The 15,645-nt window shown below is 64.4% G+C and carries 13 protein-coding genes; 6 read left to right on the top strand and 7 right to left on the bottom strand.

From position 1 onward, the window contains the following. The first annotated feature begins 10 nt into the window (after positions 1 to 10). Positions 11 to 907, top strand: coding sequence for a LysR family transcriptional regulator (locus tag CSW63_RS11480; RefSeq protein WP_099503620.1), 897 nt, complete (start codon positions 11 to 13; stop codon positions 905 to 907). Positions 908 to 952: 45 nt separating this feature from the next. Here the strand turns inward: CSW63_RS11480 and CSW63_RS11475 are convergent, their stop codons facing one another. Further along, positions 953 to 2,017, bottom strand: a complete 1,065-nt coding sequence (locus CSW63_RS11475; RefSeq protein ID WP_099503622.1) for a HAMP domain-containing sensor histidine kinase — start codon at positions 2,015 to 2,017, stop codon at positions 953 to 955. Continuing rightward, positions 2,014 to 2,703: a response regulator gene (locus tag CSW63_RS11470; protein WP_099503624.1), complete on the bottom strand. Its 690-nt coding sequence runs from the start codon at positions 2,701 to 2,703 to the stop codon at positions 2,014 to 2,016. Before CSW63_RS11470 ends, CSW63_RS11475 begins: the two co-directional genes overlap by 4 nt. A gap of 165 nt (positions 2,704 to 2,868) precedes the next feature. Between CSW63_RS11470 and CSW63_RS11465 the strand changes: the two genes are divergently transcribed. The 5 genes from CSW63_RS11465 (at position 2,869) to CSW63_RS11445 (ending at position 9,649) form a co-directional block, all read left to right on the top strand. Next, positions 2,869 to 3,990: an efflux RND transporter periplasmic adaptor subunit gene (locus tag CSW63_RS11465; protein ID WP_099503626.1), complete on the top strand. Its 1,122-nt coding sequence runs from the start codon at positions 2,869 to 2,871 to the stop codon at positions 3,988 to 3,990. Between the two features lie 4 nt (positions 3,991 to 3,994). Beyond that, positions 3,995 to 7,114: a multidrug efflux RND transporter permease subunit gene (locus CSW63_RS11460; protein ID WP_099503628.1), complete on the top strand. Its 3,120-nt coding sequence runs from the start codon at positions 3,995 to 3,997 to the stop codon at positions 7,112 to 7,114. Between the two features lie 2 nt (positions 7,115 to 7,116). Beyond that, a complete protein-coding gene (locus CSW63_RS11455) occupies positions 7,117 to 8,514 on the top strand; it encodes an efflux transporter outer membrane subunit (RefSeq protein ID WP_062094825.1) in 1,398 nt (465 codons plus the stop codon). Then, positions 8,511 to 9,122: a cytochrome b gene (locus tag CSW63_RS23770; protein WP_062094827.1), complete on the top strand. Its 612-nt coding sequence runs from the start codon at positions 8,511 to 8,513 to the stop codon at positions 9,120 to 9,122. Before CSW63_RS11455 ends, CSW63_RS23770 begins: the two co-directional genes overlap by 4 nt. Positions 9,123 to 9,184: 62 nt before the next feature. Next, positions 9,185 to 9,649, top strand: a complete 465-nt coding sequence (locus CSW63_RS11445; protein WP_231737367.1) for an RNA polymerase sigma factor — start codon at positions 9,185 to 9,187, stop codon at positions 9,647 to 9,649. Positions 9,650 to 10,421: 772 nt separating this feature from the next. On the opposite strand, the gene CSW63_RS11440 is transcribed toward CSW63_RS11445, so the two are convergent. The 5 genes from CSW63_RS11440 to CSW63_RS11420 form a co-directional block, all read right to left on the bottom strand. Next, positions 10,422 to 11,870, bottom strand: coding sequence for an N-6 DNA methylase (locus CSW63_RS11440; RefSeq protein ID WP_099503630.1), 1,449 nt, complete (start codon positions 11,868 to 11,870; stop codon positions 10,422 to 10,424). Positions 11,871 to 11,872: 2 nt separating this feature from the next. Continuing rightward, positions 11,873 to 12,700, bottom strand: a complete 828-nt coding sequence (locus tag CSW63_RS11435; RefSeq protein WP_127846965.1) for a hypothetical protein — start codon at positions 12,698 to 12,700, stop codon at positions 11,873 to 11,875. 19 nt (positions 12,701 to 12,719) lie between these two features. Beyond that, the gene (locus CSW63_RS11430; RefSeq protein ID WP_099503634.1) at positions 12,720 to 14,330 is read right to left on the bottom strand and encodes an AAA family ATPase; all 1,611 of its coding nucleotides are present in this window, start codon (positions 14,328 to 14,330) and stop codon (positions 12,720 to 12,722) included. Beyond that, a complete protein-coding gene (locus CSW63_RS11425) occupies positions 14,320 to 14,838 on the bottom strand; it encodes a hypothetical protein (RefSeq protein ID WP_127846964.1) in 519 nt (172 codons plus the stop codon). The genes CSW63_RS11430 and CSW63_RS11425 overlap by 11 nt, the downstream gene beginning before the upstream one ends. Before the next feature lie 26 nt (positions 14,839 to 14,864). Continuing rightward, positions 14,865 to 15,628, bottom strand: a protein-coding gene (locus tag CSW63_RS11420; RefSeq protein ID WP_099503638.1) for an IS5 family transposase whose coding sequence is annotated in 2 segments (ribosomal slippage) — positions 14,865 to 15,295 and positions 15,295 to 15,628 — 765 coding nt in all. Because the reading frame shifts where the segments join, the coding sequence is not laid out codon by codon here. Positions 15,629 to 15,645: the final 17 nt, after the last annotated feature.

Here is a 15,645-nt window from a genome sequence, read left to right as displayed (position 1 = left end):
GAGAGCCCGAATGAAGCTGAACCTGCGGAGCCTGGAAGCTTTTCGGGAGACCATGCTGAGCGGTTCGGCCACGGCCGCCGCTGGCCGCATGGGCCTGACACAGCCCGCAGTCAGTCGGCTGATCGCACAGTTGGAGCAAGAGGTCGGCTTCGAGCTCTTCTATCGCGAACGCGGTCGACTTAGCCCCACGCCCGAGGCCCTGATCATCTATGACGAGATCGACTTGGCCTTCGGCGGCCTGGAGCGGGTCGACGCCCTGGCCCGCGATATCGCCGCCTTCAACACGGGCCTTCTGAAGATCGTAGCCCCGCCAAGCCTATCCGAGAGCGTGCTGTCGACAATCCTGCCGCGCTTCATGGCCAAGTTTCCGAAGGTCCGGATCGCCATCGAGTCGCGCAGCACCGAGACTGCTCGGGCGATGGTGGCCAATCGCACGGTGGACTGCGGTTTCGTGAAGCTGCCGCTTGAGCGCAGTGACATTTCCACGGTCACGCTTTCGACCAGCGAAACGGTCTGCGTCCTGCCCGATGCTCATCCGCTCGCCGCGCACGAGGTTCTTACGCCTGAACTGCTGCGCGGCGAGCCCTTGGTGCTGCTCGGCGCCGGCACGTGGACGCGGCGACAGATCGATGACGCTTTCCGCGAGCGCGGCGTCCGCCCAGAGGTCCGCGTCGAGACGCATACGGTCGGCTCCGCATGCGCCTTGGCCGCTGGCGGTCTCGGCGTGGCGGTCGTCAATGCCCTGCTGGCCGACAACTTCGCACGTCCCGGCGTCGCGATCCGCGTCTTCCGGCCTCAGATCCTGCACGAATATGCGTTCATGACCTCAGCCCTGGCGCCGATGAACCGCTTAGCCGCAGCCTTTCTGGAGGAAGCGCGGCGCTTCTTCAGCGAACAGGCGCGATAGACGCGCCGCTCACGCCCCATCATTCAATCCAAAACCGATTTTCGATCATCTTGGTGAAGGTTTCCTCGGCAGCGTGATCGTGAAAGCCGAACGGCCATCGCGGCGCTCATAGCTTACGTGCCCGCCATGAGCCTCGGCGATGCCGCGCACAACGGCGAGGCCCAGGCCCGACCCAGACTTCATGTCGACGTCGTCTCCGCGTCGGAACGGCTCGAAAGCTCGAGCGGTGAGGCTCTCCGGCATGCCAGGCCCCGCATCAATGACGCTGATGGCGACATCCGCGTCATCGACGCGCGTGGCGATTTCCAGGACGCAGGGTTCGGCATACTTCAGCGCGTTGTCGACGAGAGCCAGCACCGCTTGCCGCAAGCGGACTGGATCGGCGACGCAGCGATCGCTGGTGAGGGCCATGCGCAGGCCAAAGCCAGCCTTGTCGAGGTCGCGCTCGACCAGACGGGCAAGTCCCTCGATCTCGGAGGCCAGATCGATCTCGACAGGCCGCAGTTGCAGGCGGCCGCTGTCGAGTAGGCTGACAACTCGCAGGTCCTCGACAAGACGCGCCAGTGCGTCCGCCTGTTGATGAAGGGATAGCAGAAGCGCCGGCTCGGGCCGAAAGACCCCCTCGGCGAGCCCCTGAAGCCGTCCCTTGAGGATCGTGACCGGGGTCCGCAATTCGTGGGCGATCAGGCTGTTCCAGGTGACGATGTCATCGACGGCTTTCTCAAGCCGATCGGCCATGGCGTTGAAGTCGGCGATCATCTGACTGGCTTCGGTCGGGGCCCGAGCGGTCAAGTTCGCCCGCGCCGCCAGGTCCCCTCCGGAGATCTTGCGAGCGGCCTCGGCCAAGGCCTCGAGCGGCTCGACCATCCTTCGCGCGACCCGCGTCGCCACCACGCTGGCCGCGATGCTGCCCAGCACGATGCAGACTGAGTACATCCCCCATTCCACGGGCGCCGGCAGGATCGCGTCCTCGGCCGACACCAGCTTTGGGGCGAACTGGAAAAGGAGCCCGTAGGCGAAGGCTATAAAAATCAGACTGAGGATCAAGGTCGCCAGGGTGATGCCGACGACAGCAAGGTTCAGGCGCTGCGAAAGGCTCTGTGCTTTCATTGGTCCCCCAGCAGGCGATAGCCGAGACCTCGGACATTGCCGAGCATGCCCGGCGCTCCGGCGGCTTCGAGCTTCTTGCGCAGTTTGCTAAGATGGCTGTCGACGGTCCGCTCCAGAGCGTCTCCGCCCGACAGGCAGGCGTCCAGCAACTCGGCGCGCGTATAGAGACGCATCGGCGCCTGGGCCATGTGCAGCAATAAGCGGAACTCGGTCAGGGTCAGGGTCAGCCGCCGCGGGCCGTCGGGCGCGTTCACCGTCGCGGTGTGATTGACGGGATCGACGTCAAGCGGTCCGGCTCGCGCCACCGAGGCGGCGTCCCGGCCTGACGCGCGGCGCAGCACGGCCTTGGCGCGGGCGGCGACCTCAAGCGGATTGAAGGGCTTGACGACATAGTCGTCGGCGCCAATCCGCAGCGCCTGCAGCTTGTCCAGATCCTGGTCCAGGGCTGTCAACATGATCACGGGCGTCGCGCCACGCCGGCGCAGCTGAGCCAGGACCTCCCACCCGTCCAGCCTGGGCAGCCCGACGTCGAGCAGGACGATGTCAGGCCGCAGCGCCTGATGCAGCTCGACCGCCGTCTGGCCATCACGGGCCGTGACAGTCCTGAACCCTTCGCGCTCCAGATAGCCGACGAGGATTTCCGCGATCTCGCGTTCGTCTTCAACGATCAGAACCAGCGCGTTCATAGGGTCTCACAGGCTAGCTCGGGCGCTAATCATGGCACTAAACACCCTTCTGCGGTCTGCGCCAGGACCCTCCACAAACTCGCAACATTGGCTCCACAGTCGCGCAACCGGGCTCGGGCATAGGCTGTGGCGCCCCGGAAGGCGGGGCTTGGGAGCCCTTGTTTCATGGACCGCCATCGCCCCCGGATCGTCGCAGCGCTGTTGCTGAGCGCCGCTTCGCTCGCCGCTTGTGGCCAGACGCAAGTGGCCTCCGCCCCATCGCCGCCAGAAGTGGCCGTGGCGGTCGCCGAGCTCGCGACGGTCGCGCCGATGGACGACCTGCCCGCTCGCGTCGTGGCCTTCCGAACCGCCGAGATCCGTCCGCAGGTCTCGGGCGTGGTGACCCGGCGGTACTTCACGCAGGGCGGCGAGGTCCAAGCAGGCCAGCCCCTGTTCCAGATCGATCCCGCCGCCTACCAAGCCGAAGCGGCCGGCGCGCAAGCCGCGCTCTTGCGCGCGATCGCGGTCGCCGACCGCGCCAAGGCCCAGGTCTCGCGCTTGGCGCCATTGGTCGAGGCCGACGCAATCAGTCGTCAGAGCTATGATGACGCGGTGTCGGCCAAGGCTCAGGCGGAGGCAGACCTGGCCGAGGCGCGCGCGACCCTCCGCCGCCGCGGCGTCGAGCTCAGCTTCGCGACCGTGAGAGCCCCGATTTCCGGGCGAATTGGCGAGGCGCTGGTTACGGAAGGCGCCCTCGTCGCCGTTGGTGGCGCGGGTCCCATGGCCACCGTCCAACAGATCGACCGGGTCTATGTCGATGTCCGACAACCCTCCGCGCGCCTAGAAGCGCTGCGCGCCCTGGCGGGCGGCGGCGCGGGCCACGACGTCGAGATCCTGTCCCCCTCCGGCGTGGCCTACCCGCGCAAAGGCAAGCTCTTGTTCTCTGGCGTCACGGTGGATCCAGCGACCGGCGACGCCATCGCGCGGGTTCAGATCGACAATCCTGATCGCACGCTTCTGCCGGGCATGTTCGTCCGCGCCCGTCTGCCACGCGCGCCGATCCAGGGCGCGGTCCTGACGCCGCAACAGGCGGTGCTCCGCGACAGCGGCGGCAAGCCGCTCGTCAGCCTGGTGAACGCCAAGGGCGTCGTCGAGACCCGCCCCGTCGAAGTCGGGGACGTGGTGGACGGCCGCTATGTCGTGACCCAAGGCCTGAAGGCCGGCGAGCGCGTCATCGTCGAAGGGCAGGACCGCGTTGCGGCCGGGACCCGAGTCAAGACCGTCCCGTTCCGGATGGGAGCGCGCTAGCCCCATGCCGAAGTTTTTCGTCGAGCGCCCGATCTTCGCCTGGGTTATCGCTATCGCGATCATCCTGGCCGGCCTGTTGGCGATCCCTCGCCTGCCCGTGGCGCGCTACCCCGTCGTGGCGCCGCCAACGGTCAGCATCTACGCCAGCTATCCCGGCGCCACGCCCCAGGCCATGAACGACTCGGTCGTCGGCCTGATCGAGCGCGAGCTCTCCAGCGTCAAGAACCTGCTCTATTTCGAGTCCACGACCGACACCTCTGGCTCGGCCTCGATCACAGCCACCTTCAAGCCCGGCACGAACCCGGAGCTAGCCCAGGTCGACGTCCAGAACCGCCTGAAGACGATCGAGCCGCGCTTGCCTCAGACCGTGCGCCAGACTGGCGTCAGCGTCGAAAGCGCCGCGTCCAACTTCCTGATGATGGTCAGCCTGCGCAGCGTCGACGGGCGCGACGACGAGGTCGCGCTCAGCGACTACATGGTCCGCAACATCGCCGATGAACTGAAGCGTGTCCCGGGCGTCGGCCGCGTGCAGATGTTCGGCTCTGAGCGCGCCATGCGGATCTGGATCGACCCGCACAAGCTCACGGGCTTCAATCTGGCGCTGAGCGACGTCACGGCGGCGATCGCGGCTCAGAACCAGCAGCTGGCGCCTGGCGCCCTGGGCGGCGAACCAACGGTCAAGGACCAGCGTGTGACGATCCCGCTGACCGCCGACGGCCAATTGCAGACCATCGAGCAGTTCAAGGCCATCGTGCTGCGCGCCAATACCTCGGGCGCGCGCGTCACGCTGGGCGATGTGGCGCGCATCGAGCTGAACTCAGCCAATTTTAGCTTCGCCACCCGTGAGAATGGTCAGCCGGCGACGGCGCTGGGCGTCCAGCTATCGCCCGGCGGCAATGCCGTCCGGACCGCCGCGGCGATCCAGGCCCGGCTCGACGAGCTGCAAAAGTCCGCGCCGCCCGGCATGCAGCTGGCCATCCCCTTCAACACAGCGCCGTTCGTTCGCGTGTCGATCGAGAAGGTCGTCCAGACCCTGGCCGAGGCCATGGCGCTGGTGTTCCTGGTGATGTTCCTGTTCCTGCAGAAGGTCCGCTACACGCTGATCCCCGCCATCGTCGCACCGATCGCCCTGCTGGGAACGTTCACGGTGATGCTGGCGGCTGGCTTTTCGATCAACGTGCTGACCATGTTCGGCATGGTGCTGGCGATCGGCATCATCGTCGATGACGCCATCGTCGTGGTCGAGGCGGTCGAGCGGATCATGGCGACCGAAGGTCTCTCGCCCAAGGACGCCACCCGCAAGGCGATGTCGGAGATGACCGGCGCGATCATCGGTATCACCGCCGTCCTCGCGGCCGTGTTCATCCCGATGGCCCTGGCCGACGGTTCGGTCGGCGCGATCTATCGTCAGTTCACGCTGTCGATGGCCGTCTCGATCCTGTTTTCGGCCTTCCTGGCCTTGTCACTGACTCCGGCCCTGTGCGCGAGCTTGCTGAAGCCGATCGACGGCCACGCGCCCAAGACGGGCTTCTTTGCGTGGTTCGACCAACGCTTCGACCGCCTTACCGAGGGCTACGAGCGCCTGCTTGGCAAGGTGGTGCGCCGCAGCGGACGCGCGATGGCCGCTTTCGGCGTGGTCGTCGCCGTCACGGCGGGCGCCTTCCTGGTGCTGCCCTCGGCCTTCCTGCCTGAGGAAGACCAAGGCTACTTCTTGACCTCTTTCCAGCTGCCGGCCGACGCGACGGCCCAGCGCACCAGCGAAGCCGTCGCGCGCTTCGAGCACTACGCCCGCACCAGGCCCGCGATCGAGACGACCCAGGCCGTCACCGGCTTCAGCTTCTCAGGTCAAGGTCCCAACGCGGCTCTGGTCTTCACGATGCTCAAGGACTGGAAAAAGCGCGATGGCGCGACCAGCGCCAGCGAAGTCAAGGCCGCGACCGAGGCCATGAAGGTCCAGCGCGAGGGTGAGATCATGTCAATGATGCCGCCATCCATTGACGAACTGGGGAGTTCGTCCGGCTTCACCCTGGCGCTGCAGGACCACGCCAACCGCGGGCCCGAGGCTCTTCTTAAGGCCCAGACGCAGCTGCTCGAGCTCGCCGCCCAGAGCAAGCTGGTGACGGGCGTCTATCCCGACGGCCTTCCGCCGGGTTCGACGGTGCGGCTGGATATCGACCGACAGAAAGCCCAGGCCCTGGGAGTCTCCTTTGCGGCGATCGGCGACACGCTGTCGACCGCTTTGGGCTCAAGCTACGTCAACGACTTCGTCAACGCCGGCCGTCTACAGCAGGTGATCGTCCAGGCGGACGCGCCATTCCGGATGCAGCTCGGCGACGTGCTGAAGCTCTACGTCCGCAACGAGTCCGGCGGAATGGTCGCGCTGTCCGAGGTGGTGACGCCGGTCTGGACCAAGGCGCCCGCCCAGATGACGCGCTTCAACGGCTATCCGTCGGTCCGTCTCACCGGATCACCCGCGCCGGGCGTCTCAAGCGGTCAGGCCATGGCCGAGATGGAGCGACTGGCGGCCCAGCTCCCCCGGGGCTACGCGGTCGCGTGGACAGGGCAATCGTTGCAGGAGAAGCTCGCCGGCGCCCAGGCCCCCGCCCTGCTCGTCCTGTCGATGCTGGTCGTGTTCCTGGTTCTGGCAGCGCTCTACGAAAGCTGGTCGATCCCATTGTCGGTGATGCTGGCCATCCCGCTCGGTCTGATCGGCGCCTTGGCCGCCGTCCTGCTGCGCGGCCTGCCCAACGACGTCTTCTTCAAGGTCGGGCTGATCACGATCATCGGCCTGTCGGCGAAAAACGCCATCCTGATCGTTGAGTTCGCCAAGGCCCGACGCGCCGAGGGCATGGGGCTCGCTGAAGCCGCCATCCACGCCGCAAAGCTTCGCCTGCGTCCCATCCTGATGACGAGCTTGGCCTTCGCCTTAGGCGTCGTTCCCCTGGTGATCGCCTCGGGCGCGGCCGCGGAGACCCAGCACGCCATCGGCACCGGCGTGTTCGGCGGGATGATCACCGGCACCCTGCTGACGATCGTCCTGGTTCCTGTCTTCTTCGTCTTGGTCGTCGGCGCGGCGGAGCGCTTGGCCGGACATCGCAAATCCGTCTCGGCGGCGGAGGTCTGATCATGCGCTCCCTTATCCTCGGCGGCGCGGCGCTGCTGGCCGCCTGCTCCACCACGCCGCGCCTGGACTTGCCTGCAGCGCCCGTAGCGCCAGCCTATCCGGTCGTTGAAGGCGGCGTTGCGGCAGACATGCCGACCGCGAGGTCTTTGGCCTGGCGTCAGGTTTATGGCGATCCCCGGTTGCAAGCGCTGATCAGTCTGGCGCTGGACCAGAGCCGAGATCTTCGGACCGCCCTATTGAATGTCGAAGCCGCCCGCGCCGAACGTCGCATCGCACGCAGCCCCTTGGGACCAAGTCTCGACGTCGGTCTTTCGCAAACCCGGGAGCGCTCCCCAACGCAAGGTCGGTCAGACACCTACTCCGTCAATCTGGGGCTGACGGCCTTCGAACTGGACCTTTTCGGTCGCCTCCGAGCGGAGTCCAGCGCCGCCTACGAGCGCTACTTGGCCAGCGAAACCGGTGCGCGCGCCGCTCGGATCGCCCTGATCTCAGCCGTCGCGACCGCCTATCTCGACGAGCGGCTGGCGGCGGAGCAACTAACACTGACCGAAGCCACCCTGGCGGACTGGCGCGCATCGTTCGACATCGCTCAACGGCTCAAGTCTGCCTCGCAGGCGAGCGGCCTCGACGTCGCCCAGGCCGAGGGTTTGGTGCGTCAAGCCGAAGCCGATCGCGAAGCTGGCCGACGCGCGCTGGCCCAGGCGCGCAATGCGCTTGAACTCGTAGTCGGCGGGCCAGTTCCTGCCTCGTTACCGACTGCGATTTCCCTGGCCGATCAGCCGCTTCCCACCCAGTTGGAGCCCGGCCTTCCCGCCGATCTGCTCGTCCTGCGACCGGACATCGCGCAGGCTGAACACATGCTGCGCGCCGCCAACGCAAATGTCGGCGCCGCACGCGCCGCCTTCCTGCCCCGCATCAGCTTGAGCGGCGCGTTCGGTGGGGCCAGCACGGACCTGGGCGCACTGTTCAACCCTGCGAGCAGAGCCTGGTCGTTCGCGCCGCAGATCACTCAGCCCATCTTCCGAAATGGTCAGTTGCGGGGCGGCCTGGCCTTGACCGAGGCGCGCAAGTCGATCGCCGTCGCGGCCTATGAGCGGCAGATCCAGGTCGCTTTCCGCGAAGTCGCCGACGGACTGGCCGCTCAGGCCACCTTCGCCAACCAGGCTCATGTGCAGAAGGGGGCGGCCGACGCGGCCAGCCGTCGTCTGCATCTGTCGAGCCTGCGATATCGCTCCGGCCTGGATGGGCGGCTTGAGCTGCTCGACGCCCAACGCGCCGACTACGCCGCGCGTCAGACCCTGCTGTCGCTTAGGCACGACCAACTCGCGTCCATGGTCGCGCTCTACGCCGCACTCGGCGGAGGACTGGACCGACCGCAATCCAGAGAGGACCTGCGATGACTTTCGCCAAAGAGGTGGCTCCCCGCCGCTATCCGTTCGCCATGGTGGGGCTGCACTGGTTGCGGGCGGTGCTGGTTCTTGGGCTGATTGCTCTTGGATGGTGGATGACCGCCTTGCCGGACGCCGATCCGATCAAGTTCGCGCTCTACCCCGTGCACAAGCAAATGGGCGTCACGGTCTTCATCATCGCCGTCATCGCACTGATCGTGCGGGGGCGCTCGACCTATCCCGGCGAGCCACGCGGGCTCTCGCGCTGGGAGGCGACCCTGTCGCGCATGATCCATCGCGCGTTGCTGGTCCTGACCGTGATCGTGCCCCTGACGGGCTACGCCATGTCCAGTTCCTACATCGACAGCGACGGCGTGCCCTTCCTGTTCATGGCGCTTCCAGAACTGCTGCCGAAGAGCAACGCCGGTTTCGCTGTCTTTCAATGGCTGCACAGGGTCCTGGCCTACACGCTGCTGGGCCTGGCGCTTCTGCACGTCATCGGCGCGCTGAAGCATCGCCTTTCGGACCGGGGCGGCGAGACCGACGTGCTGGAGCGCATGACGGGACGCCCTCCCCCTCGTCGCCCTTCCTTTCCGCTCTTCCAACGCCCTACGCCGTGACCGCTTCACGCCCTCCGTCGACGCCGCCCCTCGTCCTCGCCTATCTGGCTCGGCGCCAAGACATGCGTCGCTTCTTCGCCGTCAGAGCCGGCGGGAACGGAGAGGTTGAGGACCTGATGCAGGACCTCTATCTCAAGGTTCAAAGGGTGGATCACGAACCGATCGAAAATTCCTCGGCCTACCTATACAGGCTAGCGTCAAATCTCTTGGTCGACCGAGCGCGCAGCCGGCGCCGCGCGGCTGTCCGTGACGCCGCCTGGCGGCGCGACAGCCATGTAAGCCTGCACGGGGCCGACATCGCCGACATACCGGACGCTGAAGCCGCCGTGGGCGCTCGCCTCCGTCTTGAGCGGTTGGTTCAGGTGATTACGGATTTGCCCGATAGGACCCAGCGCGTGTTCTGGCTGCACAAGTTTTACGGCCTGTCGCACGCCGAAACCGCCCAGCAGCTTGGTATCTCGCGAAGCGCGGTAGAGAAGCATATGTCGCAGGCGCTTCGGCGGCTGGCCACGGAGTTTGCGCGGTAGACTGCTGAGGACCGGCGCAGCCGCTTCACACGTCGCCGCAACCGGAGTTCCCGACGGAGCAGACTGAGCGCGCCAGTCGCCGCAAGTTTACCCGGCGAATGCGGTATTAATTTACCGCTACTCCCACTCGATTATTTCCTAGTACCATAACCAATTGATATTGCGCGCAAAAAAATTTTCCGACGTTCTCTATACCGTCAGGCACACCGTCAAAAACACCGGCTATTGAAAACACTGGTCTTTTTGGTTGGTTTCCGGAATTTGATCCTTCGCGGTCTATCGCGGCGCACGGAAAGCCAACTCCCCTCCTGACCGCGTTCGCACCCCCCGCCGCCTGTACGCCCCGGTACGACTGTTCCCTTACATCCTCCGCCCCACTATACCGTCAGCCGCCGCTAAACTGTTCAATGTATGTCGTTTTCCTCCGCTCCGCGGCATACCGGATTGCTGGCCTTCGCTGAGTCCGGCATTTCAACAGCGGTTATCGGCCTCACCTGTCAGTTATCATTGGCGGATTGGAGAATCTCCTGCTGCATTACTCGAGCTTTGCGCCGCCCACTGCAGGGCGTCACCGAACACGAGCCGCGATGGCGGCTCAAACTGCGCAGCAAGCGCGACGATCCGATGGGCGAGCCGCTTCGGATCGTCCGGCTAGTTGCCGTTTGCGCTGTCGATGAAGGCACGATCCTGCGCGATCGCTTCGGCATAACCCGCGACATCGATGCTGCCGAAACTCGGGGACCTAAAGGCGGAACGAGGCGATGGTCGTTATTCAAGCCTTCGCCTTAGTGATGAGTTCCAGCGCCCGCCGGAGATCATCAGCGACCAACTCCGACAGCTCATCGAGACGAGCGAGGCCGGGCGTGCGTTGCGCCGCCCCAGTCGCGCTCCACGTAAGATCGAGCCGGCAGTCAGCGTTCGCGAGGACGTGAGACGTCGCAAATTGCCGGTGCCGATCGCCGCTTTCCCGATGATCCGATTTGAACAGCGTTACGAATTCGCGAAGGTCTTCAGCCTGCAGCGGCTTGGTACGGAGCGAAAAGCGCTTGTCAGACCGAAGGTCATAGACCCAGATCGATTCCGCAGGACCGCCGGAGGCGCGAACCGGCTTGTCGAAAAAGACGACGTTTGACTTAACGCCCGCGGCATAAAACAGGCCCGGCGGAAGCCGCAGGATGGTGTGGAGCCGGCATGTCTCAACCAAGCGGCGGCGAACCGATGCTGCGGCACCGGTCTCAAAGAGAACATTGTCTGGCACGACGACCGCCGCACGGCCGCCCGGTTTCAGCAGCGCCACGATGTGCTGCATGAAGTTCAACTGCTTGTTGGCGGTCTGAACCCAAAAGTCGGGGCGAACGATAGTAAGGCTGTCGTCGACCCGGGACGACTTCCCTTGTGAATAGGTCACGCTGCCTTTGATGCCGAAGGGGGGATTCGTAAGCACCACATCGACCTGCATCTTTGGTGGTGCCTTCAGGCTGTCCTCGCACGCGATCGGCAGCTCATCTTCGGCATTGCCGCCGACGCCATGCAGCAGCAGGTTCATCGTGGCTAACCGTGCAACCTCTTCGACGAGTTCGACCCCGCGGATCGCTTTGGTGGCAAGCTGTTTGCGTTGCCGCGGCGTCATTTCGGGATTATTCTCTCGGAGGTAGTCGTGAGCCGCGAGCAAAAATCCGGCTGTGCCGCACGCTGGATCACAGATGACTTCGCCCAGACGCGGATCCACACAAGCGACAACGGCCTCGATCAAGGGGCGCGGAGTGAAATACTGGCCTGCCCCGCTCTTGGTGTCGCGTGCATTCTTCTCAAGCAGCCCCTCGTACGCGTCCCCTTTCAGATCATCGGATAGGCCTGTCCACTCCGTCTGGCCAATCAGATCAACGATGAGGAGCCGCAGTTTTGCGGGATCGCGTATCTTGTTTTTGGCGTTGCCAAAAATCAGGCCCAGCATTCCTCCCAGCTCACCGAGGGCGGGCAGAATACGGGTGTAATGCGCGTGCATCTCGACCGCATCAAGGCTGGCAAGAACGCCCCACGAGAGCTCCTTTGGGACCATCTCACCCGCTTGCTCGTCCGCCATCTTGAGAAACAGCAGATAAGTAAGCTGCTCGACATAATCTGGGTAAGACAAGCCATCATCCCGCAGGATATTGCAATACTGCCAGAGGCGACGAACAATGTTCTGTGCGCCATCGGCGCGTTGCTGGGTTCCCACCATAATCAGAGCTTCAACACCACGTCGTTAATCCACCAAATATCACGAAACGATTCGACGTAGACCTTGGCCGCAGCCGCGTACTGCGCCCTCGGGTTCAGCCGCCTTTTGAGGTCACCGATCACATCCTTGAAGGCTTGCGAGGCTTGCGGCATCCCAAGGTAGTCGTTCGGCGCTTCTCGCTTGCCGCGCTCCACGTCGCGCTCAATAATGTTGTAGAGCGTCATGCGGCCCTCCACGAACTTTGGCCAGTTTAGGTGCAGGCCCAATCGACTGGCGGCGATCTTGGCTTCAGCGACAGCATTTCCGCGATACTGCGGAGACAGATCGATCTCGCCGTTCGGTAAAAACGTCAGCAAAATCGGATCCCCGGGGTCGGTGGGATCCAGCAAAGCCGGATGCTCAAGACGGATGTCGTCGCCTGGCTCGGTTGCGCGTACACCGGTCGCGAGAAGCGGGAAATGGGTCGATTTCCCGCCGGCAACGCGGGCGCCCGGAGCAATCCGTGGCCGGTTCGCTCGCTGACAGCTCAACCGCATGTTGCGCCAGTCAAAGGCCAGCCAATAGTAGCCGGGATGACGCCGGTCCTCTTTTACCTTCCCCTTCGGCCGGAAATGGTCGATGTCGTTGTCCGCGCCAGGACTCTCACACTCGGTGTACCAGCATTTGCCGCCCGACGCGCCCTCGAAGGCGTCGCGCAACGCAGTCCACCGGTTCTGGTTTGCCTCAATGAGCGCAGCCCGACGGCGGGGGTCGGCTTCGGCCATGATGAGGTCTTGCGCCGTTTGCAGATCGGCGAGCAGATGCCGGATGTTGGGCAGGATATCTTCCAAATTAATGTACTGCATCGCGTTACGACATGCCCTGCTCGCGACGCAGCTCCTCGACGATGCGAGCGGCTAAACGGCTCCGCGCCTGCTGCTGTTCAGGGGTGAGTTCCACAGTCTCGCGCCAGCGAGGGTCCTCCTGGGCAGTCCAGGCCTTCAGGAATTCCTGATAAAGTGGATCGCGCTGCGTCAGGTCGAAACCGCGCCCGCGCAGCACCTCCCGCAGCCGCGCCAGTTCGGCCTGATCGTCATCAGTGAGGTTCTCCTTCATGGCCAACAGGCGTTGCTTATCAAGATCCGCCTGGGTTTCGGGGTCCAATGTGGTGCGCAGCCGGAAGAGATCGCTTGTTAGAATAGCTGCGACGCCCATGCCCCGCGGGTCTTGGTCAGGAGGGTCAGCAACGGCGCACCCCTGTTCGTCACGCCGAAAAATCCGCACCTGTTCGCGCTTCAATCCAGCGAAGACCAACGGATCATGCGTCGACATCACAATATGGCAACTGTCCCGATCGCGGATGAAACGGTCGAGGAAACTGAGATACTGAGTGCTCCAGGCGGGGTTCAAATGGGTGTCCGGCTCATCGAGCAGGAAGAGAGCTTCATCCCTCGCGGTAAATTTCAGAAGCCCGAGCACGAGCAACAACTGCTGTTCGCCCTCGCTCAAGTCGCGGTAGGTCACGTTCCCGCCGCCAGCTTCCGGCGTCATCTTGACGCGAGTGCGCACCTCGCCGAGCACTTTCGATAGGTGCATGCTCTCCAATGCCGTGAAGAAGGCATATTGGTTGCCGTAGGTTCGGTAAACTTCGGCCAGCGCGTCGGTGTTGGAGAGGAACAGGTATAAGCTCTGAACGATCGGGTTCTTGGTCAAGTCGATCGGAATTCGCCGCGTCATACGGAGCGGCAACAGTGCCTTGTCGTAAAGGTAAGCAAGAAACTGCTGAACCTCGCCCACGGCGTTCCAGAAACGCGGATCGCCGCCTTTGCGCTTCCACGGCGGCTCCTTGAGAGCGAACAGAACACTGTCGAGACCCTCGATTTGCAGGTGGTCGCGAAGGAAGTCGCGGTCGGCCTTCGACGCCTCACTCGCCTCCATGAAGAAGGCGATCAGGGCGAACTGGCCGTGCAGCGTTTCGGCGTAGAACAGCCGTCGCAGCGAATTCGGGTCAGCGATCGCCTTCCCACGTTGCTCCGGCGCTTTGATGATCCAGCTGTAAAAGCGCTCCCGATGCTTCTCGAAGATCGACGTTAGGCGATCACTCGGCCCAGAGTAATAGCCGAACACAAACGCCGGCCGGTGGCGAGGCCGCCCATCCGCGTCCTCCGCCATGAAGGCCTTGCGGGATAAGTCCGCGAACGACTCTTCGCCCGGCCGCCTTATCCGAAAGCTGGGATGCTGGTCGGCCTTCGCCTTGACCGATATGATGTTGTCACGGCACTCATATTGCAGCTCGTAGTCGAAGGGGGCCTCCACATCGAGATCGAGGTTGCGGAAGACCAGCGCTAGGCCCTCGATCAGATTCGACTTCCCGGCACCGTTTTCGCCAACGAGGACGGTGTAAGGTGAGAGCTCGTCGAAGACGACGTTAAGGTCACGAAGGTTTTTGAAGGAGCCGATCCTGACCTTCTCAAGCCGCATCGACGATCTCCACTTCGGCGTTCTCGGTTGCCTCGCCTCTCAGCCGCAAGCTTCCTTTCATGCCCTCGCGAAGCGCGAGGTAGAAAAGTTCGACATGCTCGGGCATGTCGCGATTGTATCCCGCTAATGCGAACAGATCCGGCAAGGGAAGAACCCCGCCATTCTCGCGGAGGACGGACGTCAGATCAGGACTTGGCTCCGCCTGTCGCGATGGGCGTGGTTTACGTTGCGGCATATTCTTTCCTCCCGAGCTCTTCGTCGTCACCGCGGTCACAGCCTGCGGCGGACCGCCCAGCCTGATTGCGAGCGCCGACGCCGGCTCATCGTTGGGATCCTGAGGAGCGAGTTCTCCGGCCACGGCCGCAGCGAACAGCTCCTGCTCGAGATCAGGCAGGCGAGCCAACGAGGTCCGTACGGCTGATATCTGTTGTTGTGTGATGCGCAGCCGATCTCGCGCCGCCTGCACAATCCTCGCCTGCTCCGCCAAAGGTGGCGTCGGGAACGGCAACGCCCGGTATCGCTCTAGGCCTAGGCTCAGGACTCATTGATCCAGAAGATCATGATGGCGGCGATGGTGATGGCGGCCATGAAGGTGTGGGCGCACCGGTCGTAGCGGGTGGCGATGCGGCGCCAGTCCTTGAGGCGGGCGAAGAGGTTCTCGATCCTGTGTCGGCGGCGATAGACGGCCGGGTCGTGGGGGATTGGGATCTTGCGGCTGCGGCTTGAGGGGATGCAGGCGTCGGTTCCGCGGGCGGCGAGAGCGTCGCGGAAGCCGCGGCTGTCGTAGCCCCTGTCGCCGATGAGGACGCGGGCGCGCGGCAGGGCGCCCAGCATGAGGGCGGCGCCCCTGTGGTCGCTCATCTGGCCTTCGGTGAGCAGCATGACCAGGGGCCGCCCCCGGTCGTCGCAGACGGTGTGCAGCTTGGAGTTCAGGCCGCCCTTGGTTCGCCCGATGCGGCGGGGAACATCCCCTTTTTGAGCAGGCTCGCCGCCGTGCGATGCGCCTTCAGGTGGGTGCTGTCGATCATGATGGCGTCCGGCTCTCCCGCCTGTCCGGCCAGGGCCGCGAAGATGCGGTCGAACACCCCCAGGCGGCTCCAGCGCACAAACCGATTATACAGCGTCTTGTGCGGCCCATAGGCCGACGGCGCATCGCGCCAGCGCAGGCCGTTCCGGATCACGAACACGATCCCCGACACCACCCGCCGGTCATCCACCCGAGGTACGCCGTGCGCCAACGGAAAGAACGGCGCAATCACCGCCATCTGCCTGTCCGACAACCACAAAAGATCGCTCATCAACGCCTCCCCGATCC

It is taken from the genome of Caulobacter sp. FWC26 (assembly GCF_002742645.2).
In the GTDB taxonomy this organism is placed as follows: domain Bacteria; phylum Pseudomonadota; class Alphaproteobacteria; order Caulobacterales; family Caulobacteraceae; genus Caulobacter.
Note: the sequence above shows the minus strand (reverse complement) of the source record. Positions and strands in the feature narration are given on the sequence as shown.

Coding starts and splice junctions, on each gene's coding strand:
- CSW63_RS11460 (WP_099503628.1), top strand. CDS start 3,995: ATGCCGAAGTTTTTCGTCGAGCGCCCGATCTTCGCCTGGGTTATCGCT.
- CSW63_RS11480 (WP_099503620.1), top strand. CDS start 11: ATGAAGCTGAACCTGCGGAGCCTGGAAGCTTTTCGGGAGACCATGCTG.
- CSW63_RS11465 (WP_099503626.1), top strand. CDS start 2,869: ATGGACCGCCATCGCCCCCGGATCGTCGCAGCGCTGTTGCTGAGCGCC.
- CSW63_RS11455 (WP_062094825.1), top strand. CDS start 7,117: ATGCGCTCCCTTATCCTCGGCGGCGCGGCGCTGCTGGCCGCCTGCTCC.
- CSW63_RS23770 (WP_062094827.1), top strand. CDS start 8,511: ATGACTTTCGCCAAAGAGGTGGCTCCCCGCCGCTATCCGTTCGCCATG.
- CSW63_RS11470 (WP_099503624.1), bottom strand. CDS start 2,703: ATGAACGCGCTGGTTCTGATCGTTGAAGACGAACGCGAGATCGCGGAA.
- CSW63_RS11445 (WP_231737367.1), top strand. CDS start 9,185: ATGCGTCGCTTCTTCGCCGTCAGAGCCGGCGGGAACGGAGAGGTTGAG.
- CSW63_RS11475 (WP_099503622.1), bottom strand. CDS start 2,017: ATGAAAGCACAGAGCCTTTCGCAGCGCCTGAACCTTGCTGTCGTCGGC.
- CSW63_RS11430 (WP_099503634.1), bottom strand. CDS start 14,330: ATGCGGCTTGAGAAGGTCAGGATCGGCTCCTTCAAAAACCTTCGTGAC.
- CSW63_RS11440 (WP_099503630.1), bottom strand. CDS start 11,870: ATGGTGGGAACCCAGCAACGCGCCGATGGCGCACAGAACATTGTTCGT.